The sequence below is a fragment of the Paraburkholderia sp. RL17-373-BIF-A genome (assembly GCF_046030175.1).
Classification (GTDB): Bacteria; Pseudomonadota; Gammaproteobacteria; order Burkholderiales; family Burkholderiaceae; genus Paraburkholderia.
This window is the reverse complement of sequence record NZ_JARESO010000001.1, coordinates 199,791-224,935: the sequence shown is the minus strand read 5'-3', so window position 1 is coordinate 224,935 and position 25,145 is coordinate 199,791. Positions and strand designations below refer to the sequence as shown.

The 25,145-nt window shown below is 64.5% G+C and carries 23 protein-coding genes; 3 read left to right on the top strand and 20 right to left on the bottom strand.

All coding sequences use genetic code 11. The annotated features are described in order from the left end of the window. Positions 1-104: 104 nt before the first annotated feature. Positions 105-1,475 (bottom strand): EAL and HDOD domain-containing protein, encoded by a 1,371-nt coding sequence (locus P0D80_RS00970; RefSeq protein ID WP_408179282.1) that lies wholly within the window; start codon positions 1,473-1,475, stop codon positions 105-107. Between the two features lie 260 nt (positions 1,476-1,735). Between P0D80_RS00970 and P0D80_RS00965 the strand changes: the two genes are divergently transcribed. Further along, positions 1,736-2,494, top strand: a complete 759-nt coding sequence (locus P0D80_RS00965; protein ID WP_408179283.1) for an acetoacetate decarboxylase — start codon at positions 1,736-1,738, stop codon at positions 2,492-2,494. A 131-nt stretch (positions 2,495-2,625) separates the two neighbouring features. On the opposite strand, the gene P0D80_RS00960 is transcribed toward P0D80_RS00965, so the two are convergent. Together P0D80_RS00960 and P0D80_RS00955 are read right to left on the bottom strand one after the other, a co-directional pair. Continuing rightward, positions 2,626-3,420: an ABC transporter substrate-binding protein gene (locus P0D80_RS00960; RefSeq protein ID WP_408280308.1), complete on the bottom strand. Its 795-nt coding sequence runs from the start codon at positions 3,418-3,420 to the stop codon at positions 2,626-2,628. Between the two features lie 246 nt (positions 3,421-3,666). Further along, entirely contained in the window at positions 3,667-4,575 is a 909-nt protein-coding gene (locus tag P0D80_RS00955) for a LysR family transcriptional regulator (protein ID WP_408280305.1), read from the bottom strand. A 127-nt stretch (positions 4,576-4,702) separates the two neighbouring features. On the opposite strand from P0D80_RS00955, the gene gstA reads away from it, so the two are divergent. Beyond that, positions 4,703-5,323, top strand: a complete 621-nt coding sequence (gstA, locus tag P0D80_RS00950; RefSeq protein ID WP_408280303.1) for a glutathione transferase GstA — start codon at positions 4,703-4,705, stop codon at positions 5,321-5,323. Between the two features lie 63 nt (positions 5,324-5,386). Here gstA and astE read toward each other — a convergent pair whose 3' ends face one another. The 14 genes from astE to P0D80_RS00880 all read right to left on the bottom strand — a co-directional run bounded on the left by astE (position 5,387) and on the right by P0D80_RS00880 (position 20,710). Continuing rightward, positions 5,387-6,439: a succinylglutamate desuccinylase gene (gene astE / locus P0D80_RS00945; RefSeq protein WP_408280300.1), complete on the bottom strand. Its 1,053-nt coding sequence runs from the start codon at positions 6,437-6,439 to the stop codon at positions 5,387-5,389. Continuing rightward, on the bottom strand, positions 6,423-7,763 hold the full coding sequence (gene astB / locus P0D80_RS00940; protein ID WP_408179288.1) for an N-succinylarginine dihydrolase: 1,341 nt from the start codon (positions 7,761-7,763) through the stop codon (positions 6,423-6,425). The genes astE and astB overlap by 17 nt, the downstream gene beginning before the upstream one ends. A gap of 9 nt (positions 7,764-7,772) precedes the next feature. Next, positions 7,773-9,236 carry a succinylglutamate-semialdehyde dehydrogenase gene (gene astD, locus P0D80_RS00935; RefSeq protein ID WP_408280296.1) on the bottom strand — a complete coding sequence of 488 codons (1,464 nt, stop codon included), beginning with the start codon at positions 9,234-9,236 and terminating at the stop codon, positions 7,773-7,775. 2 nt (positions 9,237-9,238) lie between these two features. After that, complete coding sequence (gene astA / locus P0D80_RS00930; protein ID WP_408280294.1) at positions 9,239-10,270, bottom strand: arginine N-succinyltransferase; 1,032 nt, start codon at positions 10,268-10,270, stop codon at positions 9,239-9,241. After that, positions 10,267-11,325 (bottom strand): arginine/ornithine succinyltransferase subunit alpha, encoded by a 1,059-nt coding sequence (aruF, locus tag P0D80_RS00925; RefSeq protein WP_408280292.1) that lies wholly within the window; start codon positions 11,323-11,325, stop codon positions 10,267-10,269. Before aruF ends, astA begins: the two co-directional genes overlap by 4 nt. A 41-nt stretch (positions 11,326-11,366) precedes the next feature. Further along, complete coding sequence (locus P0D80_RS00920) at positions 11,367-12,602, bottom strand: aspartate aminotransferase family protein (protein ID WP_342960979.1); 1,236 nt, start codon at positions 12,600-12,602, stop codon at positions 11,367-11,369. A 191-nt stretch (positions 12,603-12,793) separates the two neighbouring features. Then, entirely contained in the window at positions 12,794-13,843 is a 1,050-nt protein-coding gene (locus tag P0D80_RS00915; protein ID WP_132375048.1) for a GlxA family transcriptional regulator, read from the bottom strand. Between the two features lie 37 nt (positions 13,844-13,880). After that, entirely contained in the window at positions 13,881-14,672 is a 792-nt protein-coding gene (locus tag P0D80_RS00910; RefSeq protein WP_132375049.1) for an ABC transporter ATP-binding protein, read from the bottom strand. A gap of 81 nt (positions 14,673-14,753) precedes the next feature. After that, a complete protein-coding gene (locus P0D80_RS00905) occupies positions 14,754-15,467 on the bottom strand; it encodes an ABC transporter permease (RefSeq protein WP_106285972.1) in 714 nt (237 codons plus the stop codon). A gap of 4 nt (positions 15,468-15,471) precedes the next feature. Continuing rightward, positions 15,472-16,161 carry an ABC transporter permease gene (locus P0D80_RS00900; RefSeq protein ID WP_132375050.1) on the bottom strand — a complete coding sequence of 230 codons (690 nt, stop codon included), beginning with the start codon at positions 16,159-16,161 and terminating at the stop codon, positions 15,472-15,474. Between the two features lie 269 nt (positions 16,162-16,430). After that, the gene (locus tag P0D80_RS00895; protein ID WP_132375051.1) at positions 16,431-17,384 is read right to left on the bottom strand and encodes a patatin-like phospholipase family protein; all 954 of its coding nucleotides are present in this window, start codon (positions 17,382-17,384) and stop codon (positions 16,431-16,433) included. A gap of 28 nt (positions 17,385-17,412) precedes the next feature. Further along, positions 17,413-17,964: a hypothetical protein gene (locus P0D80_RS00890; protein ID WP_408280288.1), complete on the bottom strand. Its 552-nt coding sequence runs from the start codon at positions 17,962-17,964 to the stop codon at positions 17,413-17,415. Between the two features lie 546 nt (positions 17,965-18,510). Continuing rightward, positions 18,511-19,701, bottom strand: coding sequence for an acyl-CoA dehydrogenase family protein (locus tag P0D80_RS00885; RefSeq protein ID WP_408280285.1), 1,191 nt, complete (start codon positions 19,699-19,701; stop codon positions 18,511-18,513). A 22-nt stretch (positions 19,702-19,723) separates the two neighbouring features. Beyond that, the gene (locus P0D80_RS00880) at positions 19,724-20,710 is read right to left on the bottom strand and encodes an ABC transporter substrate-binding protein (protein ID WP_408179296.1); all 987 of its coding nucleotides are present in this window, start codon (positions 20,708-20,710) and stop codon (positions 19,724-19,726) included. 187 nt (positions 20,711-20,897) lie between these two features. On the opposite strand from P0D80_RS00880, the gene P0D80_RS00875 reads away from it, so the two are divergent. Continuing rightward, a complete protein-coding gene (locus tag P0D80_RS00875; RefSeq protein WP_408280281.1) occupies positions 20,898-21,809 on the top strand; it encodes a LysR family transcriptional regulator in 912 nt (303 codons plus the stop codon). A gap of 55 nt (positions 21,810-21,864) precedes the next feature. Here the strand turns inward: P0D80_RS00875 and P0D80_RS00870 are convergent, their stop codons facing one another. From P0D80_RS00870 to P0D80_RS00860, 3 genes are read right to left on the bottom strand one after another with little or no spacing between them, the layout of a single operon-like run. Next, positions 21,865-23,466: a rhodanese-related sulfurtransferase gene (locus P0D80_RS00870; protein WP_408280278.1), complete on the bottom strand. Its 1,602-nt coding sequence runs from the start codon at positions 23,464-23,466 to the stop codon at positions 21,865-21,867. Beyond that, positions 23,463-24,071, bottom strand: a complete 609-nt coding sequence (locus P0D80_RS00865) for a cysteine dioxygenase family protein (protein WP_408280275.1) — start codon at positions 24,069-24,071, stop codon at positions 23,463-23,465. Before P0D80_RS00865 ends, P0D80_RS00870 begins: the two co-directional genes overlap by 4 nt. Before the next feature lie 33 nt (positions 24,072-24,104). After that, complete coding sequence (locus P0D80_RS00860; RefSeq protein WP_408280272.1) at positions 24,105-25,118, bottom strand: ABC transporter substrate-binding protein; 1,014 nt, start codon at positions 25,116-25,118, stop codon at positions 24,105-24,107. Positions 25,119-25,145 lie beyond the last annotated feature (27 nt).

Sequence of the window (25,145 nt, the reverse complement as noted above, 5' to 3'; positions counted from 1 at the left end):
ACTCTCACCTGTTCTGTATTTGCCCGACGCCACGTTGAAGTCGAGTCAGGCTCGCCGAGGCCGCCATGCATGGCATGCCGCGGCCTCCGGACGAGTCACTTTTCTCAATCTTCGATTCTTTCCAGCCCTTCCGCGCTGCGGTCCGCGACACCGGCCCACGCGCCCGCCGCTAGCCCCAGTTCCGCGACCTCTTCCACCGTCAACGGCTGCAAGCGCGCGCACAGCGTTTCGATCTCATCCCATGCGCCGCGTTCGAGCGCTTCGACCGCGCTCAGCAGCAACCCCAGCACACCCTGTCGATGCAGGATGCCTGCCTGGATCGGACGCGACAACGTCAGCACGTTCAAGGTGCTTTCGAGCGAGCCGCCGAACACCGCGTCGACGAATGAAAACACGCCGGTCAGGAACGCCGCATCGGCTTCGTCGCGGCCGGCTTCGGGCAGGCGCTCGATTGCGAGTTCCATGAAACGCGCGCGGGTCGCCGCGAGTTGCAGCAAGGGATCGTCCTCGAGGGCGACTTTGCGGCCGTCTGCATAGAGCAGCAGTTGCGTCCAGCGCGCGATGCGGTTGGTGCCGGTCGCGTTGATCGCTTCGCGCAGCGTCGTGACTTTGTGGCCGACGGCGAGGCCACTGGAATTCGCGAGCTTCATCAGGTGCATCACCAGCACCGGATTCAGCTTGAGTTCGGCTTCGAGCTGCGCGACGGTCGGATCGCCCGAGAGGAGTTGCAGCAGGTTCAGCAACGCATGGCGCGGCGCGCTGACGCGGCGCGAAGCCGAGGTCTGTGCGCGCGCGAAGAAGTAACCCTGGAAGCGATCGAAGCCGAGTCCATGGGCCGTTTCGAAATCGGCTTGCGCGTCGATTCCAGAGGCGACCAGCAGCTTGCCCGCCGACTTGAGCACGCTCGCCAGTTTCGGCAGCAGCACGCGCGGCACGCCCGTGAAATCGATCTTGACGACTTCCGCGTAAGGCAGCAGTTTGGCGAAGGTTTCGTCGGGCTGGGTCACCTCGTCGAGCACGAAGCGATAGCGGCGGCCGTGCAACTTGACGATGCGCGCCACTAGCGCTTCGTCGAACTCGATCGCCGGCGCCAGTTCGAGCATGAAGCGCTCGGCGGGCAGCCGCAGGATCGCGTCGTCGAATAGCATCTCGCGGCTGACGTCGACATAAGCCGGATGCCCGGTCAGCGCGCCGCGCACATTGCCCTGAAGCAGGCCGTGAATGATGGCTCGCGCCACGCGTTGCGCCGGATCGGGCGCGCGGCACGACGAGGCGTCGGCACCACTGTTCGCGTCCGCGGGGGCTCGTGCGGCCTCCAGCATGTCCGCGGTCCATTCCGGTGCGCGCACCTTGATCTCGTAGCCGCACAGCATGCCGTCCCGATTCAGAATCGGCTGTCGCGCGAAGCTGGCATTCAATTGCGCATCGTCCGTTGCACCCGTGTGGCCCGGATTCTCGATTGCGATGGTGGTCATTGCACTCCCCCGCTAAGCGCCGCCCCGGCGCTTACTGCTGTATTTTGATTTTCGCTGCACGTTAGCACGGCCCAAGGTGTGAAGCCCGTGGCCCGCGGTGCGTCTGCCGATTTTAGCTCAGGCCGCCATGCGCGGACACGTCCGTGAAGCAATATCTCGAAATAATTGGAGATGAGTCTGAAAGCGATCCGGCGCAAAATCGCCGATACTCTTGTGCAGTGCAGAAGCGTTCCAACCGCGTTTAACCACCAAGGAAAAACATGGACGTCAAAAGCGTGCTGTCAAATGCCTTCGCCATGCCGATCACGAGCCCGGCATTTCCCATGGGCCCGTACCGGTTCATCGACCGCGAATTCCTGATCATCACCTACCGCACCGATCCGGACAAACTGCGCGCCGTCGTGCCCGAGCCGCTCGAAATCGGAGAGCCGCTGGTGCATTACGAGTTCATCCGCATGCCGGACTCGACGGGCTTCGGCGATTACACGGAAAGCGGCCAGGTGATTCCGGTGTCGCACAAGGGCGTGGCGGGCGGCTACACGCTGGCCATGTATCTGGACGACCATCCGCCGATCGCCGGCGGCCGCGAACTGTGGGGCTTTCCGAAGAAGCTCGCGAACCCGGTGCTCGCCGTTCATACCGACACGCTCGTCGGCACGCTCGACTACGGTCCGGTGCGCATCGCCACCGGCACGATGGGCTACAAGCATCGTCAACTCGATCTGGCGCAGCAGAAGAAACGCCTCGAAACGCCGAACTTCCTGCTCAAGGTGATTCCGCATGTGGACGGCACCCCGCGCATCTGCGAACTGGTGCGCTACTACCTGCAGGACATCGATCTGAAAGGCGCATGGACCGGCCCGGCCGCGCTCGAACTGGCGCCGCATGCGCTCGCGCCGGTTGCCGAGTTGCCGGTGCTGGAGATCGTCGAGGCGCGTCATCTGATTGCCGATTTGACGCTCGGTCTCGGCGAAGTGGTGTTCGATTATCTCGATCAGCCGGAAGCGAACGTGCGTTGAACGATTGAACGGTTGATCGTCGTGGCGAGGCTTCTATCGACGTCAATGTCGTGCCACCGCGCAAATGCAAACGGCCGCAATAGCGGCCGTTTTTCATCACATACAACGAATCGCGTGAGACGCGTAGCGCGTTACTTCAACACCACCTTCACGTCGAAGTACTTCGCCGCGAAACGGTCGATCGTGCCGTCCGCCTTCAGTTCCTTGAGCGCCTGGTTCAGCGCGTCCTTCAAGGCCTTGTCGCCCTTGCGGATGCCGAAGCCGACGCCCGCGCCGAGCAGCTTCTCGTCGCTGACGGCCGGACCGGCGAACTCGAAGCCCGCGCCTTGCGGCTTCTTCAGGAAGCCCTTCGATGCGGCTTCCGCGTCCTGGAACGCGGCGTCCAGACGCCCCGAAGCGAGGTCGGCGTAAATCTGGTCCTGCGTCTGATAAGGCACGACGTCGACGCCGGCCGGCGCCCAGCGCGCCTTCGCGTAGGTTTCCTGGATCGTGCCCTGCAGCACGCCGACATGCTTACCCTTGAGCGAAGCCGGCGTCGGCACGAGACCGCTGCCCTTCTTCGCGATCATCTGATTCGGGATCGTGTAGATCGGATCGGTGAAGTCGATCGCCTGGCGGCGCTGATCCGTGATCGTCATGTCCGAGTTGATGGCGTTGAACTTGCGCGCCTGCAAGGCCGGGATCAGACCGTCGAACGAGTTCTCGACCCACACGCATTTGGCCTTCAGCTTCGCGCACACGGCATTGCCGACGTCGATGTCGAAACCCTGCAGATCGCCCGACGGCGACTTCGATTCGAACGGCGCATACGATGCCTCGACGCCGAAATGCACTTCCTTGATATCGGCAGCCGATGCGGTGCCGGCCGTAACCGTTGCCGCCGCGAACAGCGCGAGCGCAGCCATGTTTCGCCAATTCATCTTCATTACGGGTGTTCCTCTACGGTATTGAATAAGACGGAGCCGAATCCGGGCAAGCATGATTGCCGCGCCAAAAATGCGATTCAAACTCGTGCGGCCGGTGTGGTGCAGCGCAACAGCCGCGAGGCCGCGATTGTACAGGCTTCGTTTGCCGCGCCTGCGGGCGCGCCGCGTGGCGCGTTGCTGGGCACGCGCTTCGGGCTTACGCGTAAAGGTGTAAATAGCTGTCGCGTGCAGGCAAAGACAAACGCGTTAAAGCGCGCCGTCGCCGGCTGCGAAATCGCCACTGAGTTGCTGCGACAGATGCGTATAGACGGCAGCCACATGCGGCAAATGCCGCGACTCCGGATGCGCGAGCACCCAGACTTGCGACTCGGCTTCGTCGAGCGGCGGCGTCAATTGCACGAGATCGTCGCGGCCGCGCGCGAGAAAAGTCGGGAAGATGCCCACGCCGAAACCGCGCACCACGAGTTCGAACACGGCCATCACGCTGTTGGTCTTGTAGCGCGGCTCGACAATCGGGCAATGACGCTTGCGCCATAACACGGAGGGGTGATCGCCGAGCGAGGCGTCGGGAGCGGCCCAGTCGCAGCGCGCCAGCGCATCCACATCGCTCGCGTGGATGCCGCTGCTCCTGGCGGCGAACACCGCGATACGCAGCGGGCCCACGTGCTTGCCGACCAGATGATCCGGCGCGCGGCGCGTGGCGCGCACGGCGATATCGGCATCGCGCTTGGTGAGGCTAGCGAGACTGTTGGCTGCGGTCAGTTCGAACGACAACGCCGGATGCAACGCCGCGAAATCATGCAGCGCGGGCAACACGAGGCCGTAGAGCACGGTGTCGGTGGTCGTCACGTGAACACTGCCGGACACGCGGTCGCTGCTCGCCTGCACCGTGGAGCGCGCCGCGGCGAGTTCGCTTTCGATGCGCTCGGCATGTCGCGCCAGTTGCGCGCCGAGCGGCGTGGCGCGATAACCGCTGCGCGAGCGCTCGAACAGACGCTGTCCCAGCCCGCGTTCGATCCGCTGCACCGAGCGAAAGATGGTCGAGGCGTCGATACCCAAACGCTGCGCGGCTTCCGCCAGCGTGCCGGCGCGCACCAGCGCGAGAATGGTCTGCGTATCCGCCGAAGTCAGTTCGTATTGCGTTTTTGCACGCATGGTTTGGCAAGCCGCCTGTTTATTCGGAATCCGATCCGGGCTACTTTTACCACATGGACTTGTCGGCCGACGAGCCTCGCCACCGGCAGCTGCCGGCAACTTCACTCCCGTTCATAGCGAAACCATCATGAAACTCTATTATTCACCGGGCGCCTGTTCGTTGGCGGTTCACATTGCACTGCGCGAAGCGGATCTCGACTTCGAAGGCGTCAAGGTCAATCTGCAAACGCACAAGCTCGCCAACGGCGACGACTATTACGCGATCTCGCCGCGCGGCTATGTGCCCCTGCTCGAATTCGCCGATGGCTCGCGCCACACGGAAGGCGCCGCGCTGCTGCAATACGTCGCCGATCTCGTGCCCGAGGCGGGCTTGCTGCCGCCTGCGGGTTCGCTGCAACGGCTCGAAGCGCTCGGCTGGCTCACGTATATCAGCACCGAGTTGCACAAGACGTTCAGTCCCTGGCTCCGGCATCAGGAGACCGCCGAATCGACGAAGACCGAATGCCGCGCGAAACTCGCCACGCGTTTTGGCGAACTGGGGCGTGTGCTGGCGACACGCGATTATCTGACGGGACAGTTTTCGGTCGCCGATGCCTATGCGTTCACGGTGCTGAGTTGGGCACGCATGCTGTCGATCGATCTCGGTGCTTATCCGAAGCTGGGTGCGTATCTGGAGCGCGTAGCGGCGCGCCCGAAGGTGCGTGAAGCGATGGTGGCCGAAGGCTTGATCCGCGCGAACGCGGCCTAGGCGGCGGCCTGAGGGAAAACGTTGCGCGCCGAGGCGCGCAACGTTTGGGTCTTGCGTGGTGGCCTACACGAGTTTCGACAGCGTGTCCTGCGTCGTCTCGACGACCATCAAGCCGGCGCGCAAACCGGGCTTGACCGTCGCGTTCGGAAACACGAGCCGCTCCTCGTCGTGCTGCACGACATAGCGATACTCGCCATCGCGCGCGAGCACGGTGTCTTTCGCGAACGGCGTGAAATTCGCCACATCGGCGGCGACCAGCAATTCGAACGCATCGCTTTGCTTGGTGATCTGATCGATGACCGTGAACGCCCGTGGCAGATTCCCCTGCGCCTCACCACGCATGCCGGCCAGCAGATGACGCACCGCGTGATCGGCACCGGCGAAACGCGTCAGATCGTTCTGGCCGAACGGACGCACCTTGCCGAGTTCCAGCGTGCACGCTTCGGCGCCGCATACCTGCGCGGTGAAATGCGAATACGTGTTGCCCTTGGTGGTGTGCAACAGCACCACACTGATACGCGCCTCGCCGAGCCACTCGAACATCGCGCGTGAAAACGGCTTGCCGGTGTGCGGCAGCAACGCGAACTGCTCGAAGGCGGACGCGCGGATCGCGGTGTGCATGTCGATATGCCAGCGCGCGCCGGGTTGATCCGGCGCTGCCGCGAAGAATTGCGTCGCGACCTGCTCCAGCGCGGCGGCACGCGGCGCCTCGTAGCTCTGCGGCACCTGCAGATGACGGCCGCTGAAGAGGCGGTTCAGATCGTCATCGCGATAGCGGCAGGCGTCGCGCATTGCGTCGACGTTGCCGAGAATCACCAGCAGGCGGCAAGTCAACGCGGCGGTGCCCTGCGCGATATCGCGCACCAGAAACCCCAGCAGTTCGATCGGCGCGGTCTCGTCGCCATGCACGCCTGCAGAGACGAGCACGCTGCGCACGCCCTCTTCCTGCGTTGCCGGTTCCATCAACAGCACGCCGTCGTCCAGCCACGACCAGCGCACGCCACCGGCACACGTACCTTGTGCTTCACCAGCGGCCGGCCGCGTGCTCGCCAGCGTGTAGGCGAGGAAATCGTCGAGCATCGAAACCGGCATATCGCGCTCAGCGCTGGAAGTCATACAGCGAACCCAAACCGAGAATCTGCGTCAGTTCGTCGAGCGCGGTGCGCGATTCGGCGAGCAATTGCGGATCGGTCAGATCGGCCGGTGCGAGACGGTCGCGATAGTGTTTTTCGATCCACGCATCCAGACGGCCGAACAACGTGTCGTTGATCCACACGCCTTGCGTGACCGCCGCGCGCTCCGCGTCGTCGAGCACGACCCGCAGGCGCAGGCAAGCCGGCCCGCCACCGTTCTTCATGCTTTCGCGCAGATCGAATACCAGCACGTCGTCGATCGGGCCCGAGCGTGACGTCAGTTCGTCGAGGTAAGCAGCCACGCGCGGGTTTTCGCGGCATTCCTGCGGCACCACCAGCACCTGCTGGCCATCCGGGCGCGTCAGCAACTGGCTGTTGAACAGATACGAGGTGACGGCGTCGGCCACGCTCACCTGCGCGTCGGGCACTTCGATCACGTTGAAGTCCGCCTTCAGACCGGAGAGCTTCGAGCGCAATTCGTCGTACACCGCGTTCTGTTCGACGAACGCCAATTGATGACAGAACAGCGTATTGCGATTGCCGACCGCGATCACGTCGTTATGGAACACGCCCGCGTCGATCACGTCGGGGTTCTGCTGCGCGTACACCGTGGCCGCATCGGCGAGGCCGTGACGGTGCGCGACCGCGCGGCTCGCCTCGAAGGTTTGACGCGCCGGGAAGCGCTTAGGCTCCGGCCCGCGACGATACTCGCTGCGGCCATACACGAAGAATTCGACGCCACGTGCCGCATATTCCGCGCAAAAGCGCGTGTGATTCGCCGCGCCTTCGTCGCCGAGCGCCGGCGTGCCGGGCAGTGCCTCGTGCACCGCGAAACGGTCGGCGTCGTTGAAAATCGCGCGCAGCGTGCGGCGCGTCGATTCATGTTCGATCGCGCGATGCAGCTTGCTGCACAGATTGGCCGGCGTGAAATGCACGCGGCCGTCGTGCGTATCCGCGGACGGACTCACCGTCGCCGCATTCGCGGTCCACATCGCCGAAGCCGAACTCGCCGCGGCCAGCAACTCGGGCGCGTCCTTGGCCACGCGCGCGATCACGGTCGCGTCGTCGCCGGAGAAACCGAGCTCGCGCAACAGACGCATCGACGGACGCTCCTGCGGCGGCAACACGCCTTGATGAAAGCCGAGATCGGCGAGTTGCTTCATCTTGCGCAGGCCTTGCCGCGCGGCCGCCTTCGGATTCGCAACCGACTTCTCGTTGTTCTGCGACGCGACGTTGCCGAACGAGAGTCCCGCGTAGTTGTGGGTCGGGCCGACCAGGCCGTCGAAATTGGCTTCAGTGGCTTGCATCGTCGATCCTTAGAATTGAAGGCCCGGCGAGACGCTCGCGGGCATTTGCAGTTGCGCGCTTTCGACGGATGCCATCGGGAACGCGCAGTAGTCGGCGGCATAGTAAGCGCTCGGCCGGTGATTGCCCGAGCGGCCCGGCCCGCCGAACGGCGCGCCCGACGATGCGCCGTTGGTCGGCCGGTTCCAGTTGACGATGCCCGCGCGGATGGTGCGCTGGAAGTGCGTCCAGAGCGCTTCGTCGTCGGCGAGCAGGCCGGCGGAGAGGCCGAACTCGGTGTCGTTGGCCTGTTCCAGCGCCTCGTTGAAGCTGCCGTAGCGGATGATTTGCGCCAAAGGCCCGAAGTGTTCTTCGTCCGGCAGGTTCTTCACGCTTGTGACATCCAGAATCGCGGGCGTCACGAACCCGAGCTTCGGGTCGCGTTGTTCCATCTTCAGCAGCGCCTTGGCGCCATCGGCCAGCAGACGTTCCTGCGCCGCGACCAGGCGCGATGCAGCACGCGCCGAGATAACAGCACCCATGAACGGCTGCGGATCGGCGTTGTATTCACCAACGGTGATGCGCGAGGTGACCTCGGTGAGGCGTTCCATGAAGCGGTCGCCGAATGCATCGTTCGGCACGAAAATGCGGCGCGCGCAGGTGCAGCGTTGACCCGCCGACAGAAACGCCGATTGAATCGTGTGATGCACGGCGGCGTCGACATCGGCCACCGGTCCGATCACGAGCGGATTGTTGCCGCCCATTTCCAGCGCCAGCACGATCTCCGGGCGGCCGCCGAATTGCTTGTGCAGCAATGTTCCGGTATCCGAACTACCCGTGAAGAACAGGCCGTCGATCTGCCGATGGTTCGCGAGCGCAATGCCGGTGTCCTTCTCGCCATGCACGAGGTTCAGCACGCCTGCCGGCAAACCGGCATCGCGCCAGATCTGCACGGTGAGCGCGGCCACACCGGGCGCGAGTTCCGACGGCTTGAACACGACCGCATTGCCCGCGATCAGCGCCGGCACGATATGCCCGTTCGGCAAATGACCTGGAAAGTTGTACGGCCCGAACACGGCCACCACACCATGCGGACGGTGCCGAAGCACCGCTGTGCCGTCCGCCATCGCGGAGCGCTTCTCGCCGGTGCGTTCGTTATAGGCCTGAATCGAAATCTCGACCTTGGCCGCCATCGACGCCGCTTCGGTGCGCGCTTCCCACAGCGGTTTGCCGGTTTCGCGGCCGATCGCTTCAGCCAGCGCTTCCTTGCGCTCGGTCACGAGCGCGGCGAAGCGGCGCACCACGCCGCAACGCTCGTCGAGGCTCAACGCCGACCACGCGGCGAACGCGCGGCGTGCGCTGCGCACCGCGCGATCGACGTCGTCCGCCGAGGCGCTGTTGCCTTCCCACACCGTCGCGCCCGTGCCCGGGTTGTGCGACGCGAATGCGGGTCCTGTGCCGGCGGCCCATTCGCCGTCGATGAAAAGCTCGCTCATGATCATCCCTGTTTGTGTTTCTGCGGCAGCACGCGCACGAGGTCGCCCGCCTTGAGGTCGAGTGCCGCGGCTTCAAGCGCGCTCAGGCGGAATACGCCGTCCTGCGGCACGCCCGCCACGACGCCGACGCGAAAATCGCTCAACGACGTATTCGACACCATCGATTTCGGTCCATCCTGCGGCGCACTCGACACGCCGATCTCGACCGGCACCACCACGCTCTCGCGCACCGTGCGCAAGTCGGCGATATGGCATTCGAGCACCGGCCCCGCGTCGAAGATATCGACGTGGTTCTCGTAACGCAGCCCTTCCGATTCGAGCATGCGGCGCGCCGGAATCGTGTCGTTGTGCGTGAGGCCGACGCATTGCTGCGCCTCTTCCGGCAACAACTCGACATACACCGGATAGCGCGGCATCAGCTCGGCGAGAAACGCCTTGCGGCCGTGCGAACTCAGGTAGTCCGCCGCGTTGAAATCGATCTGGTAGAAATGCGAGCCGACCGCGCGCCAGAACGGCGAGGTGCCTTCGGCATCGAAATGGCCGCGCAATTCCGCGCACAGACGTTGCGGAAAGCGCTCGCGAAACTGCGCGAGAAACATGAAGCGCGAACGCGACAGCAGGCCGCCCACGCCGCTCGTGCGATAACGCGGGCTGAGGAACAGCGAGCACACTTCAGCATAACCCGTCAGGTCGTGCGAGATGTTCAGCGCGCGCATGCGCGTCCAGATGCCGAGGTCCTGGCTCGCGTGCACCACCGTGCTCACGCGATAGTTGTAGAACGGCTGCTGCAGGCCGACCGAGGTTTCGATTCCGCACACGCCGGCGACGTCGCCCGTGTCGGTGTCTTCCATCACGAAGAAGTAGCCGGCTTCATGCGGCTCGGCCTTGTCTTCCATCGTGCGGCGCGCGCGTTCCACGCGTGCCGCGAGTGCCTCACGGTCCGGCTTGAAGGTGGTGAGACCCGGGCCGGTTTCCTGCGCGAGCCGCATGAGCGCGTCCACATCGCCTCGTTGCACAACGCGAACGACGATCATCGTGCCTCTCCCGATTGTTCTTCCTGATGCGGCTGGTGCAGCGGCACGCAGCGCACCGTGTCGCCCTCTTCCACGCCGAGCGCGGCACGCGCCGCGTGCGGCAACGACGCGCCCGCTTCTTTACCTGCCGGCAATTCGCCGAGCACGCAGCGGAATTCGCCATCGGCGCCGTTATGCGCGATCAGATACGTCGAACCGTCAGCGGCCGCATGGTTCTCGTGCACCACACGCGATTCGTTGCGCGTGACGCAGGCGCTGCGATCCACTTGCGCGGTCAACACCGGACCCGCGTCGAATATGTCGATGTAGCGATCCGTCTCGAAGCCTTCCTCGAGATGAATGTCGTATGCGAGCAAAGCCTTCGAATCCGGCTCGCCGAGCACGCGCTGCGCCGCCTCGGGCAGCAACGGCACATACACGGGATACGTCGGCATCACTTCGGCGATGAACGTGCGGCTGCGGCCGCCCGATTCGATCTCGATGTCGGCGAAGTTGCGGCCGAAGAACTTGCGCCCCACCGCTTCCCAGAACGGCGACACGCCGTTCTCGTCGGTGACGCCGAGCAGCAGCGAAAACACCTCGGGCGTGAAGCGCTTGCGATTGGCGGCGATGTACATCATCCGCGCGCGCGACATCAGATGCGCGGCGGCGTCGCCACGCAGCGACGGATCGATGTAGTAGCCCGCGAGACGGCTCTTGCCGGTCAGCTCATGCGACATGGTCAGCGCGTGAATCTTGCGGTTCACGTGCAGTTCGCGCGACGCATGAATCAGCGCGTCGTTGCGAAACGCGTAGAACGGGTCCGAGTAACCGGCCGCGGCGACGATGCTCGCCGTGCCCATCAGCTTGCCGCTCAGCGCATCTTCGAGCACGAACAGATAGAACTCCTCGCCCGGGAAATCGACCTCCGCGCGAAACGAGTCTTCCGACAACGCGACGCGCGCTTCGAGCGCACGCCGGTCGTGCGGCAGGGAATGCAGCACCGGTTGCGCGGTGCGCGCCATGTGTTCGAGCGCGTCGAGATCGGCGAGGCGGCCTGGGCGTACGAAGAGCATCATCGTTCCTGTTGAATGTGACGCGTGATCAATGCCGTGTATCAATGCGACGCCGCTTCAGCCTTCGCGCCGACGATCGTTTCGATGGCCTTCGCGAGTCGCTCGAAGCCTTCATTCATGTCGTCGAGCGGCATGATCAGCGACGGCACAAAGCGCAGCACGTCAGGACCGGCCATCAACATGATCACGCCATGCTGGCCTGCCGCCGTGACGAAGTCTTTCGCGCGGCCCTTGAATGCGTCGGTCAATTCCGCACCGATCAGAAGACCCCGGCCGCGCACTTCCGTGAACAGGCCGAAGCGTTCGTTCAGCTTGGCGAGGTGGCCCTTCAACGCTTCACTGCGCGAACGCACGCCTTCGAGCAGTTTCGGATCGCTGACCAGTTCGACCACCTTTTCAGCGATCGCCGCGCCGAGCGGATTGCCGCCGTACGTCGTGCCATGCACGCCGACCTTGAAATGCGCGGCCAGTTCGTTGGTGGTCAGCATCGCGCCGATCGGGAAACCGTTGCCGAGCGCCTTGGCGGTGGTCAGGATGTCCGGCGTCACGCCGGTTTCCTCGTACGCGTAGAAATAGCCGCTGCGGCCCACACCCGTTTGTACCTCGTCAAAAATCAGCAGTGCGCCGTGCTGATCGCAGGCTTCGCGCAGCGCCTTCAGGAACGCCGGATCCGCCGGGATCACGCCGCCTTCGCCCTGAATCGGCTCGACGATCACCGCGCAGGTTTGCGCGCCGATGGCTTTCTTCGCGGCTTCGATGTCGTTGTACGGCAAGTGGGTGATGCCGGCCGGCACCGGGCCGAAGCCTTCCGAATACTTCGGCTGGCCGCCGACGCTGACCGTGAAGAACGTGCGGCCATGGAACGACTGGGTGAACGAGATGATCTCGAATTTGTCCGCGCCGTGGCGGTCGAACGCGACGCGGCGTGCCAGCTTCAACGCGGCTTCGTTCGCTTCCGCGCCCGAGTTGGCGAAGAACGCGCGGTCGGCGAACGTCAGGTCTTCGAGGCGTTTGGCGAGGCGCAGCACCGGCTCGTTGGTGTAACCATTGCCGATGTGCCACAGCTTGCCGCCCTGCTCGTGCAGCACGTTCAGCAGTTCGGGATGCGCATGACCCAGAGCGGTGACGGCGATGCCGCCGGCGAAGTCGATATAGTCGCGGCCTTGCGTATCCCAGACGCGCGAGCCGAGACCGCGATCCGGCACGAAGGCGGCGGGCGAAAACACCGGCACCATGACTTCGTCGAAGGTCTGGCGTGTCACTGTCAGGTCGTTCATGGCAAATCCTCGTTACAGGTGAGAGGTAATACAGGTAGTGTAGGAAACCGCACGCGATCCGTCTTGCGCATACGCGACGCTTTCTATGAGGTTCCACGCGAACGGGACGGGTTTAGCGCCTGGCCAGCGCGTTTCTGTCCGCGATTCAGTCCGCGTTTCTGTCCGCGTTTCTGTCCGCGTCTCAGTCAGCTTCAATCCGCCTGATCCGGCGGTTCGATCAGCGCGCCCGGCCGCGGCTCGCTGGCCGCGGCGCCGCTCGCGCCGGTCTGCTTGTCGATCCAGTTCCGACGATCCTCGCGCGGTGTGACACCGAAGCGTTCGCGGTACGCATTCGAAAAGTGCGCCGCCGACGAAAAACCGCAAGCGAGACTAATCTGCACCACCGACTTGCTGGTGCGCTGCAATTGCGTGCGCGCTTTCGAAAGCCGCAGTCCCAGATAGTATTTGGACGGCATCGAGCCGAGATACTGGCGAAAGAGGCGCTCCAATTGCCGCCGCGATACGCCGACCAGACCCGCGATCTCGTCGGTGGTAAGCGGGTCTTCGATATTCGCTTCCATCAGCAGCAACGCGTCGTTCAGGCGCGGATGGCGTTCGCCCGGCGCGGTCACGAACGGAATGCGCTGACGTTCCTCACCCGCGCGCAGCACGCCGACGCCGAGCGTATCGGCAATCCGGTCCGCGAGTTCGGGACCGTGCTCGCGGCCGATCATCGCCAGCATGAAGTCGACGGTCGCCTGGCCGCCCGCACAGGTCGCGCGATCGCGGTCGATTTCGAAAATCTGTTGCGTGACGATGGAGCGCTCGAACTGCTCGGAGAACTGCTGATAGGTTTCCCAATTGACGCTCACGCGATAGCCGGACAACTGCCCTGCCATGGCGAGCCACCATACGCCGTGATGAATGCCGGTGACGAGCGGCGTGCGCTGACCGACGCGCGAGAGGCTGGCAAGAAAGAGGCGGTAATCGGCGAATTGCTGAAAGCGCTCGCTGACGATGATCAGCCAGTCGCACGAGATCGCATCGCCGAAGGCGGCGTCGGCCGGCCAGTGCGCGCCGCCCGCGAGCGGCACCGCGCGGCCGTCCCACGAACACACCTGCACGCGGTACAGCGCGCGGCCGTCGATTTCATTGGCGAGATTGAGCGCGTCGACAATCGGCCCGACGCCCGACATCGACACGGGCGGCAAGGCGACGATTGCGACCTGCGTGGTGCGAGCCGGGCTGGACGTGCGAGCCATCGCTGAGCGAGTCAAACGCTACGGCGTGAGCCGCGCGTTACTTCAGGCTGCCGGAGAGGAACTGCTTGAGCCGCTCGCTGCGCGGCGAGGTCAGGACTTCCGCGGGCAAGCCTTCTTCTTCGGTGCGGCCTTGATGCAGGAACATCACATGGTTCGACACGTTGCGCGCGAAACCCATTTCGTGCGTGACGACGATCATGGTGCGCCCTTCTTCGGCGAGCTTCTGCATGACCTTGAGCACTTCGCCGACCAGTTCGGGGTCGAGCGCGGAAGTCGGCTCGTCGAACAGCATTACGTCGGGGTTCATGGCCAGCGCGCGGGCAATCGCCACACGCTGCTGCTGACCGCCCGACAGATGCGACGGATACTGCTTTTCGAGGCGCGGCGCGAGACCGACCTTCTCGAGATATTCCCGCGCGCGGTCTTCGGCTTCCTTGCGCTTCAGACCCAGCACATGAATCGGCGCTTCGACGATGTTCTCGATCACATTCATGTGCGCCCACAAGTTGAAATGCTGGAACACCATAGCGAGCTTCGTGCGGATGCGCTGCAGCTGCTTGTGATCGGCGACTTCGAGATTGCCGGCACGGTCGGTTTTGGTCTTCACCGTCTCGCCGTCGACGACGATCTGCCCGGCGTTCGGCCGCTCGAGGAAATTGATGCAGCGCAAGAAGGTGCTCTTGCCCGACCCGCTCGCGCCGATGATGCTGATCACGTCGCCCTTATTCGCATTGAGCGACACGCCCTTGAGCACTTCATTGTCGCCGTAGCGCTTGTGGATGTCCTGTACGGCGAGCTTGCAAGCTTCGGTTTGAGTCGTGTGGAGCAAGATGCTCTCCCTTTGAAAATACGGATCAATCTTCGTGACGACGCGAGGATAACGCGCCATCCACTGCAAACACGGCGCGCTTCAATGCGTGCGCACCGCCAGGTAACCCAGCCAATGACGCTCGGCGCGGCGGAACAAAGCCACCAGCGCGAACGACACCACGAGGTAAATCAGCGCCGCGAGGCCGAACGCGTCGAACGACTGGTAAGTGGCCGAGTTCGCGTCGCGCGCCACCTTCAGGATGTCCGGCACCGTGGCCGTGAAGGCGACCGTGGTGGCGTGCAGCATCAGGATCACTTCGTTACTGTACAACGGCAAGGCCCGGCGCAGCGCGGACGGTATCACAATGCGCCGGTACATCGTGAACCAGCTCATGCCGTAGGCGCGGGCCGCTTCCACTTCGCCGTGCGAGGTCGAGCGGATCGCGCCGGCGAAAATCTCCGTGGTGTACGCGCAGGTGTTCAGTGCGAAGGCAAGAATCGCGCAGTGAAAACCGCTGCGGAAGAATGCGTCCAGCACTTGATGCGAGCGCACGAATTCGAGGCTGTACATGCCGGTATAGATCAGCAGCAGCTGCACGTACAGCGGCGTGCCGCGAAACACGTAAGTGTAAAGACGCACCGGCGTGGAGAGCCAGCGCTTCTTCGAAACGCGCGCCACCGCCAGCGGAATCGCCAGCACGAAGCCGATGCCGATCGACGCCACCAGCAGCCACAGCGTGACCGCGAGGCCGGACATGCGCTGGCCGTCCCAGTACAGGAACGCGCGCCAGAATTGATTGAGGATGTCGATCATGGTCTTAGAGCTCCGCGTGCCGCACGCCGATCGAATAGCGCTTTTCCAGCCAGATCAGCACGAGATTCGAAGCGGTGGTGATCGCCAGATAGATCAGCGCGGCGACCAGGATGAAGAAGAACATGTTGAAGGTGCTTTTACCGGCGTCCTGCGCGGCTTTGACCACGTCGGCGAGACCGATGATCGACACCAGCGCCGTCGCCTTCACCAGCACCTGCCAGTTGTTGCCGATGCCCGGCAGCGCGAAACGCATCATCTGCGGGAACAGGATGCGTGTGAACACCCGCGCGCCGCTCATGCCGTACGCACTGCCTGCTTCGAGCTGGCCGCGCGGCACCGCCAGAAAGGCGCCGCGAAAGGTCTCGGTGAAGTACGCGCCGTAGATGAAGCCAAGCGTCAGCACGCCGGCCACGAACGGATCGATATCGAATTGCGGGAGATTCAGCGCGTCGGTGAGATTGTTGACCGCGATCTGGATGCTGTAGAACAGCAGCAGCATCAGCACGAGGTCGGGCACCGAGCGGATCAGTGTCGTGTAGCCGGTCGCGATTGCCCGCAGCGGGCGGCTGAATGAGAGTTTCGCCGCCGCGCCCGCGAGGCCGAGCAGCACGGCGGCCGCCAGCGACAGGACGGACAGCTCGATTGTCTGGATCGTGCCGGCCAGCAACACCGGACCAAAGCCGTATAGGAACACGCGTGTCTCCATCCAGGTTGTTTGAGGATGTCTCGGACGGTATCGGCTTGTGTCTGCCCCACTCGTCCAGCATGGCGCGGAGTCTCACAAGCGAAAATTAATTTCTCAAAGGCGTGCCGGCGCTTTGTTGCGACGCAGCAAAGCGTGCTTTGGCGTGCCGTGCGTCTTGCAGGGCTTGGTCTTGCGGGGAATTGGGATTTGTAAGGCGGGGAACGCGCAGCGAGCGCCGCCGCGATTTAGCAAGTTTCGGGTCGCTTTTTCGATAGACGTCAGTCAATCCCCAACCTTGCCCGAATCGCGGGCAGCATATGTTCCACCGCTGCGCGCCCTTCCTCGATGGCCGGCGCCGCACGGTGAAAGTCGAAAATCCCCATGCCGCCCAAACGCGGCTGGATCAGGATATCCGCCGGCTCACCCGCGAGACGGCTGCGCGTAATCCGCACTTGCATGATGTCGATGCTTTGCGCGATCGAACTCAGCATGGACGGCACGCGCGCGCTCGGCGCGGGCGGCACGCGCACGTCGTCCGTGGCGCGCCCCTCCGCAGGCGCGAGCCAGCGCGGCCACGGCTTGCCGTTGCGGCGAAGTGCGAGCGGCGGCGGCGCGCTCGGATCGATGGCGGGTGTGTCGACCACCGCGCCGCCGAAATCGCGGCCGTTCAGAATATCGTTGTTCAGATCGACGGCGATCACGCAGTCCGCGCGCATGCCGCGCGCCACCGAAACGGGCACCGGGTTGCTCAAGCCGCCATCCACCAGCCAGACACCGTTGTGCCACACCGGCGTGAAAATGCCCGGAATCGCAATCGACGCGCGCACCGCGTCGACCACACTGCCGTCCTGGAGCCAGCTTTCGCGGCCCGAATCGAGTTCGGTGGCGACCGCCGCGAACGGCATGTTCAGTTGCGCGATCGAACGGCCATTGAATTTGTCGGCGAACAGCTGGATCACCTTGCGCCCGCCGAGCAGCCCACCCGAGAGACGCAGATCGAGCAGGCGCACCACCGTCTGCCACGTGAGCCGCGCGACCCACTCCTCGAGCCAGTCGAGGTCGCCGTTCGCGTACACCGCGCCCACCAGCGCGCCGATCGACGTGCCGCAGACCACATCGGGCTTGATGCCCGCATCATGCAGCGCGCGAATCGCGCCGATATGCGCCCAGCCGCGCGCGGCGCCGCCCCCTAACACCAGCCCGATCCGGCTGTATCGACGTCGACGAATCATCTTCTTCCCCGCTTCTCTCTTCTAACTTCTATCGCCCTCGGATCACGTCCGAGCGCGATGTCGTGTACACCTTCTGATACTGGTCGAAATGCACGTTGAAAATGCCTTCTTCGGTCACGCCGCCTTCACGCCACTTCCAGCTCCACACGGTTTCCGGCTTGAGCGGAAACACCGCGACCTGGCCGGGCTTGCCGAGCAGTCGGCGCACTTCGTCCTCGCTCATGCCCATGCGGATCTTCGCGAAGTTGGCAGCCGTCAGCACCTGGGTGATCGCCTGCAATTTGCCGTGACGATCGATGTCGACCATGTACGTATTCAGGCCTTGCGGGCCGCGCGGATATTCGAAGCGTTTGGAACCGTCGGTGAACGTGCGCTCGGTTTCCGGCTTGCCCATCTGGTCGCGGATCTGCGCTTCGGTCGTGACGCCCGGCGTCATGTCCTTGAGCAACAACGCATCCGGTTTGACGGCGTTGAAAAATTCCTTGAGTTTTTGCACGGCTCGGTCGCTCGATTGGTCGTCGCAACCGGTCAGCGCGACGCACGCGGCCAGCATGGCGACAGTCAGCAGTTTGAGGCTCACAGCGAGTTTTTCCTGTACGGACGCAGACTGCGAAGCCCGCATCCCGTTGTGTAGTGTCTGCTACAGGATAACCGCGCACGGGCAAAACCGCGAGCGGACGCGGCACGGCGGTGTGCGCGGTCGTACACGGTGGTGGCGGCAAGAGGCGGCGACGGCGGGAGACAACGTGGCAAAGCAGACGGCAAAGCACGTTAAAAAACCGGCGCCACAAGCAAAAAGGCGACGCTGTGCAAAGCGTCGCCGGGTCGGTCGATACGGTCAACCGGAAAGTGAAAGCGGCCGACTGGCCGCCTGAAAACGAAGCACCGCGGACGACGCGCAGCGGTCTGGTCCCGGGCGAAGCGGTGAGCAACCTTGGCTGCTGACCTTGCGCCATCGCCGGAATGGCAAACCGCTGCTTGATTGGCCGCCCTGGTCCCTCGATAAGCCTTCCAAGTGCAGTTAATCTAAACGGATTGGCGGGTTTAGACGAGAGCGCGTTTACACCGAATTGGCAGATGATTTGCGTTGGGCGGCGAGGCCTTCAACGGCTTTCGACGAAGCATTTCAATCTCGCGAAATCGATGCAAAACCCGCGCGTCCCGCCGCCTGCAGCACCGAGTCGTTTTGCGGCGTGTGAATCCGCGCGCACAGCACGTCGCGATAGTGACGCTCGAGCGGATTGTCGCGCGAAAGACCGGGGTTGCCGCTCGCTTCGATCGCCAGTTGCACGGCCTCGATCGCCTGGTTCGTCACCGTGTATTTGACGAGCGGCGCTTCGTCGAGCGCCGCGTGTTCGGCACGCGCGCTCGCGTCGAGCAGCACGCGATTGCTGAACAGCAGCGCGTCGATGCGGCCGAGCGTCTGCTGGAAGGCCGGCAGGCTCGACAGCGGCGCGCCGAGATTGCCCGGCGTGCGGTCCACTGCCCATTGCGCGAACCAGTCGCGCGCGGCCCGCGCGACGCCGTCGTAGACCGCCGACAACAGCACGCTCATCCACGCCACGCCGAGCGCATCGAGCCCGGCGCCCGGCGCGCCCGGCGGATGCACATCCACTGCCTGCGCGGCCGGCACGAACACGTTGTCGAACACCAGATCGTGACTGCCGGTGGCGCGCATGCCGAGATGATTCCATTCGTTGCCCACTCGCACGCCGGGCGTGTCGCGGTGCACCAGCCACACGCCGACGCGCGGCGGCGTCTCGTCGCTGCGCGCCCACACCGCGAGCCAGGTGAGACCGGGACTGCCGGTCGAATACAGTTTGCTGCCGTCGATCACCCAGCCGTCCGCGCGGCGCTTCGCGATCGTCGACGGCAAGCCGCCGCGCGCGGGCGTGCCGAGTTCGGGTTCGACACGCAGCGAGTTGATCAACGCGCCCTCACGCACCGCATCGCGCGCCACGCGTTCGCGCAGTTCGACCGGCCAATGCGGATTGCCCTGCAAGCGATGATGAAACAGATACTGCATCACCAGCACCAGCGCCGTGGACGGCTCGCCGCGCGCCACCGCGCGCACCACCTTCAAGGCCTGCGGCAGGCTCGCGCCCGCGCCGCCGAGCGCTGCGGGCACCGTCAGCGAAAGCAGATCGAACTCGTGCAGGCGTGAGAGATTCGCATGCGGGAATTCAGCCGTGCGGTCATGGTGCGCGGCGCTCGCGGCGAACTCATTCGTGAGTTGCGCCAGCAATGCGTCGAATGCATCGCTTTCGAACGGCGGATGACGCCGTGTCACGGCGCGGTCGGCAATCGGGGCATTCATGCGGAGACTCCGGCTGGCCGCGTCAAGGCAAAGGGAAGCTGCGATCGAAGCTCGGGCGCACGTCCAGATGCGCGCGGATCACGTTGGCGGCTTCGTAAGTGTCCGCCGTGCGTTGCTGTGCGGCCACGACGCTGTCGTCGATCGCTACCGGATGCACCTGGCCGCGCTGATAGACGGTCTTCAGCACATCGGTCGGCAGGCCCGTGACACGCGACTGCATCGCCGCGACTTCGTCGGGATGCGAGAGCGCCCAGCGCTGGCCGATCGCCACGCGCCGCAGGAAGTCGGCGAGTTGTTCGCGTTTGTCGGTGATCGCGCGTTCAGTGGCGACCTGATAGCTCAGCCCTTCCGACAGACCGACGCCGTTGGCGATGATGCGGTCGTGATCGCGCGCTTCTCCGAGCGCCGTGTACGGGTCCCACACCGACCATGCGTCGACACTGCCCGAGGCGAGCGCCGCTTTCGCATCGGCGGGCGCGAGGAATACGAAGGTGACGTCGGTGAGCGGCACGTTGGCCTTTTTCAATGCGGCCAGCGCGAGGTAGTGGCCGATCGAGCCGCGCGTCGTGGCAATGCGCTTGCCCTTCAGACTCGCCGCGTCGTTGAGCGGCGACTGTGCGCCGACCACGATCGCCAGATCCAGCGGATTCGAGCGCGTCGCCGCGACCGCCCTCACTCGTGCGCCGGCGGCCAGCGCGAAGACGAGCGGCGCGTCACCGAGACCGCCGACGTCGACCGCACCCGCATTCAATGCTTCACCAAGCGGCTGCGCTGCCGGGAAGTTGAACCATTCGATCTTGTACGGCAGGTCTTTCAACTGGCCGGACGCTTCGAGAATGCCGCGCGTTTGCAAGGCTTGATCGCCGACCTTGAGCACCGGCAGATCGGCGGCATACGATGGCGCGGCGCACAGCAACGCTGACGCAGCAAGCGCGGCAACGCCGGGCGTTACAGACCACGCACGTCGCACAACAGATCGGATTGCGAAAGAAAAACGGGAAGTCGTCATGGGCAGCGCGTGTGTCGTGGCAACGAGTTGATTTGCCATCGACGATAAGGCAGGCCTTTGTATAAGACAAACGCATTATTCTGCTAAGCAAATATGCGAAATTTTCTTACGCGGCCGATGCGGGTACGCGCCGACGCGGGTATCATCGAGCGCATTCTTTTGCGCCTCTATCCGCTCACCGCTCATCATGAAGATCGACGAAATCGACGCCTACGTCACCGTGATTCGCTGTCAATCGCTGCAGCAGGCAGCGCTCTCGCTCGGCCTCACGCAACCGGCGATCACGCGCCGCTTGCAGAATTTCGAGGAAGCGCTCGGCGTCGAACTGCTCGACCGCAATACGCGTCCGCTGAAGGCGACGGCCACGGGACGCATCGTCTACGAACAATGTCGCGTGATCCAGCGTGAACTCGACGTGCTGCGCGAGATCGTCGCCACCGACACGCCGCCAGTCGGCACGCTGCGTCTCGGCGTCGCGCAGACGATTGCGGATATCGCGCTGACCGAGGCGATGCGCGTTCTGAAGACGGACTATCCCGACTTGCAGGCGCGCGCGTCGACCGGTTGGGGCAGTCAACTGCTGCAACGCGTCGAACAGGGCGAACTCGACGCGGCGGCGATCCTGCTGCCCAGCAACAAGACCTTCGACGACGCGCTGTCGGCCCGCTCGCTAGGTCGCATCAAACTGGCGGTGGTCGCGCAGAAAGGGCTGCTGAAAAAGCGAGCGCATACGCTGGCGGAATGCCAGTCGATCGGTTGGGTGTTGAACCCGGACGGCTGCGGTTTCCGCGACGGCCTGCAACGCGCGCTCACCGGGCTCGGACTCGCCCTCAAGCTGAACCTGGAAACGCTTGGCACCGAATTGCAATTGCACCTCGTCGCGGACGGCAACGGTCTGGGTCTCGTGCCGCTGCCGTTACTGCAGATGAGCGCCCACGCAGACACGCTCGATATCATTCCGATCAGCGACTTCAAGCCGCTGATCGACATCTGGCTCGTGCAGCCGCGTGTGCTCGGCAAACTGCAACAGCCTGTCGAACGTTTCGGCGCGGCTGTCGAGCGGCAGTTCAAGGAAGCGCGCGCGCAGCGCGCGGCCTAAGCCGCGCCGCCCTCGCTCACTTCGCCTGTTCGACGGTTTCGTCGCAGCAAACCGCTTAGATCACGCGAAACCCATGCGTACCGTCGCGCCCGAGTTGCGCGACGAGCCCATACTCCCATTCCAGATACGCGTTCATCGCTTCGCGCGCGTTATCGGTGCCCTCATAAGGCCGCCGGTAACGATCGATGCGCGCCGACGCCATCCGCGTCTCGCCGCTCTCGAGCGGCAAACCCGCTTCGATCCACGCCGTCGTGCCGCCGCTCAGCACCTGCACCGGCTTGCCGGTCAATGCCGCGACGTCGGGAGCGGCGAAGCGCGCGAGCTCGCCGCTGCCACAGGTCACGACGAAACGCTGCGCATCCGGCAGCTTGTGCAGTGCCTTCTCGAGTTCGCCGCGAATCACGAACCACGCGCCGGGAATATGCCGCTTCACGTAATTCGCGCTGCTGGTGAAATCGAGCACGGCGGTGCCTCGCGATTGCAGCAGCGTGACCAGTCCGGCCGGCGTGATCTCGTCGGCGTCGGGCGCCGTGGGCGCATGGCGAACCGCGGGCGCCGCGCCCTTCTCGCCGAAGTCCGCCGCCATCAAACCATCGACGACATACACCTCGATATTCATCTGCGCGAGCCATGACGCGGTCATGTTCGCGCGCACGCCGTCGTTATCCGCGAGGATCACGCGCGCGCCGCGCACCGGCGCGAACATATCGGTTTCCTGCACGAGCTGGCCGCCCGGCGCGCTGCGAAAACCGGGCACGTGGCCCGCTTCGTATTCTTCCAGCGTGCGCACGTCGAAGCGATACACGGTGCGCACCGCTTCGCCGGCCCAGCGGCGCGCTTCGTCGCGTGAAGTGCGGCCCACCTTCGCGCGATCCGCCACCGTGCGCGCCGAATCGGCGGCGGCCAGACGTAGCTGATCGTCGACCATCGGCTCGAACTTGCGCGAACTGCCGTGCGCGAGCGCCTGGCCACTCAGCGTCCAGCCGATGGTGCCATTGCGCAGCGCCGCAACCGGATTCGGCACACCCGCATTGATCAGCGACTGCGCACCGATAATGCTGCGCGTGCGCCCCGCGCAATTGACGATGATCCGCGTCGCCGGATTCGGCGCAAGCTGGCGCGCGCGCAGCACCAGCTCCGCGCCCGGCACGCTGATGCTGCCGGGAATATTCATGGTGTGATATTCGTCGAAACGGCGTGCGTCGAGCACCACCGCGTCGGCTTCGTGATCGAGCAGCGCCTGCACTTGCGGCGCGGTCAGCGACGGCGTATGACGCACGCTTTCCACCAGTTCGCCGAACGCCTTGCTCGGCACGTTGACGTCCTGGAACAGCTCGCCGCCGGCCGCGCGCCAACCTTGCAAACCGCCTTCAAGCAGAGCGACGTCGGTATAGCCCAGCTCGCCTAGACGGCGCGCGGCACGTTCGGCGAGTCCTTCGCCGGAATCGAACACCACGATGGGCACCGCCTGGCGCGGCAAGCGCACCGGCGCGTCGAGTTCGAGCCGCGACAGCGGCAGATTGGCGGCAAACAGCGGATGACTGCGGGCGTGCGGATCTTCCTCGCGCACGTCGACGAGCGCGATTTCCTCGCGTTCGAGCAGTGCGCGGCGCACGTCTTCGAATGATCGGGTACGAAATGCCTGAACGAAACTCATGAGATCGGGGACTCCTTCGCAACATTCCAGATATTCGGCAACACGTCGTTCGCGTAGCCGGAGACAAAGGGCTTGCGTGCGGCGCCGTCCGGATAGACGGACCGTTTTACCGCGCCGATATTTGCACCGTACACGTGAATGCTGATCGACGTACGGTCACCAAAAGCATTACTCACACGATGAATATCGCCGATGCGCGGCGACACTGCATCCACGGCGCCGGCGTCGAGTCGTTTTGCCGCGCCGTTTTCCTGTAGCGCGCCGTCGGCGGCGATACGGTAACCCTGCGCAATTTCCGCGCCACGCAGCACACCGATCAAACCCCAGACGGTGTGATCGTGCACCGGCGTCGCCTGCCCCGGTCCCCACACAAAACTGACGATTGAAAAACGCTGCCGCGCGTCCACGTACAACAGGTACTGCTGATACCGCTCGGGATCGGGTTGCGCGAAGGCGTCGGGCAGCCAGTCGTCGTGGGCGATCAGTTCGCGCAGCGCGGCGCCGCCGGTTTCCAGCAGATGCGCTTCGGGCGCCGCTTCGTCGACGAGCGACGCAATCCGGCCGGCGAACGCGCGCAGGCGGTCCGACCTCAGGGCTTGAGTCATCGAGTATTCAGAAGGTAGGTTCGAATGGCGCGCTCACGCACCTTTGGCGAGCGCGGTGTTGAAGGTGTCGGTCCACAGCGGTGCGACATCGACACGCCGCTCGATTACGGCGGCACGCGCGAAGGTATCGGCCACCTGCTGCTCGCTCGCAATATCCGCCCCCGTGATGCCGGTGACGCGGCGCGCCTGGCTCTGGTTGCGATAGAGCGAGAGGATCGCCTCCTCCGGCACGCGCAACTCGGCGGACAACACCTTCGCGTACGCGTCCTGATGTTGCGCGAACCACGTGCACGCGCGTTGCAAGCGCACCAGCAGATCCGCGGACGCGGCGCGCCGCAGCGGATCGGCAAGCGTCGCCGGATGCCCGTAGTACAGGTAATTGCCGGACAGATAGCCGTTGGCGTTTTTCAGCACGCGCGCGCCGGCCTGCGAGATCGCGAGCGGCACGTTGTAGCCATAGATCGCCCAGGCATCGAGCGAGCCGGCGTTGAAAGCGGCGAAGCCGTCGCGCGGCGCGAGCGAGGTCGCCTGGATGTCATTGAACGAGAGTCCCGCTTCCTCGAGCATGCGCAGCAAGTAGTAATGCGTGGTGGTCGCGCGCAGATAGCCGACGCGCTTGCCCTTGAGATCGGCGATCGAGCGGATCGTCGAGCCTTTGGGCACCAGCACGACCTGGTTGTTGACATCGTCCTTATAGACGGCGATCACGCGGATCTGCGCGTTCTGCAGGCGCGCGAAGATCGGTGGAATCTCGCTGCCCGAGGCGATGTCGAGCGAGCCGCCGTTCATCGCTTCGACCATCGCGTTGCCCGATTGAAATTCGGACCAGTCGATCATGTAAGGCGTATCGGTCAGGCCCGCGGTTTTCAGCAGCGTGGCGTCGCCGCCTTTGTAAGTGGCGACGCGCAGGCGGACTTTGCTCAGGTCCAGACGCGGCCCGGTTGCGCTGTTGGGCGTGGGCGTGGCAGCAACGGCGGAGCGGGAGATCAGGCCGCTGCCCACTCCGAGCCATGCCGCAGCCGGCAACGCGGCTGACAGCGCAGCCATGAGCCGGCGACGCCGGTGCGAAACCGG

Bases quoted from the DNA above. Each gene is read 5' to 3' on its own strand.
- astB (WP_408179288.1), bottom strand. From the start codon at position 7,763: ATGCAAGCCACTGAAGCCAATTTCGACGGCCTGGTCGGCCCGACCCAC.
- P0D80_RS00960 (WP_408280308.1), bottom strand. From the start codon at position 3,420: ATGAAGATGAATTGGCGAAACATGGCTGCGCTCGCGCTGTTCGCGGCG.
- P0D80_RS00970 (WP_408179282.1), bottom strand. From the start codon at position 1,475: ATGACCACCATCGCAATCGAGAATCCGGGCCACACGGGTGCAACGGAC.
- aruF (WP_408280292.1), bottom strand. From the start codon at position 11,325: ATGCTCTTCGTACGCCCAGGCCGCCTCGCCGATCTCGACGCGCTCGAA.
- astA (WP_408280294.1), bottom strand. From the start codon at position 10,270: ATGATCGTCGTTCGCGTTGTGCAACGAGGCGATGTGGACGCGCTCATG.
- astE (WP_408280300.1), bottom strand. From the start codon at position 6,439: ATGACTTCCAGCGCTGAGCGCGATATGCCGGTTTCGATGCTCGACGAT.
- P0D80_RS00905 (WP_106285972.1), bottom strand. From the start codon at position 15,467: ATGATCGACATCCTCAATCAATTCTGGCGCGCGTTCCTGTACTGGGAC.
- gstA (WP_408280303.1), top strand. From the start codon at position 4,703: ATGAAACTCTATTATTCACCGGGCGCCTGTTCGTTGGCGGTTCACATT.
- P0D80_RS00870 (WP_408280278.1), bottom strand. From the start codon at position 23,466: ATGAGTTTCGTTCAGGCATTTCGTACCCGATCATTCGAAGACGTGCGC.
- P0D80_RS00885 (WP_408280285.1), bottom strand. From the start codon at position 19,701: ATGAATGCCCCGATTGCCGACCGCGCCGTGACACGGCGTCATCCGCCG.
- P0D80_RS00920 (WP_342960979.1), bottom strand. From the start codon at position 12,602: ATGAACGACCTGACAGTGACACGCCAGACCTTCGACGAAGTCATGGTG.
- P0D80_RS00865 (WP_408280275.1), bottom strand. From the start codon at position 24,071: ATGACTCAAGCCCTGAGGTCGGACCGCCTGCGCGCGTTCGCCGGCCGG.
- P0D80_RS00965 (WP_408179283.1), top strand. From the start codon at position 1,736: ATGGACGTCAAAAGCGTGCTGTCAAATGCCTTCGCCATGCCGATCACG.
- P0D80_RS00875 (WP_408280281.1), top strand. From the start codon at position 20,898: ATGAAGATCGACGAAATCGACGCCTACGTCACCGTGATTCGCTGTCAA.
- P0D80_RS00955 (WP_408280305.1), bottom strand. From the start codon at position 4,575: ATGCGTGCAAAAACGCAATACGAACTGACTTCGGCGGATACGCAGACC.
- P0D80_RS00915 (WP_132375048.1), bottom strand. From the start codon at position 13,843: ATGGCTCGCACGTCCAGCCCGGCTCGCACCACGCAGGTCGCAATCGTC.
- astD (WP_408280296.1), bottom strand. From the start codon at position 9,236: ATGAGCGAGCTTTTCATCGACGGCGAATGGGCCGCCGGCACAGGACCC.
- P0D80_RS00880 (WP_408179296.1), bottom strand. From the start codon at position 20,710: ATGACGACTTCCCGTTTTTCTTTCGCAATCCGATCTGTTGTGCGACGT.
- P0D80_RS00860 (WP_408280272.1), bottom strand. From the start codon at position 25,118: ATGGCTGCGCTGTCAGCCGCGTTGCCGGCTGCGGCATGGCTCGGAGTG.
- P0D80_RS00895 (WP_132375051.1), bottom strand. From the start codon at position 17,384: ATGATTCGTCGACGTCGATACAGCCGGATCGGGCTGGTGTTAGGGGGC.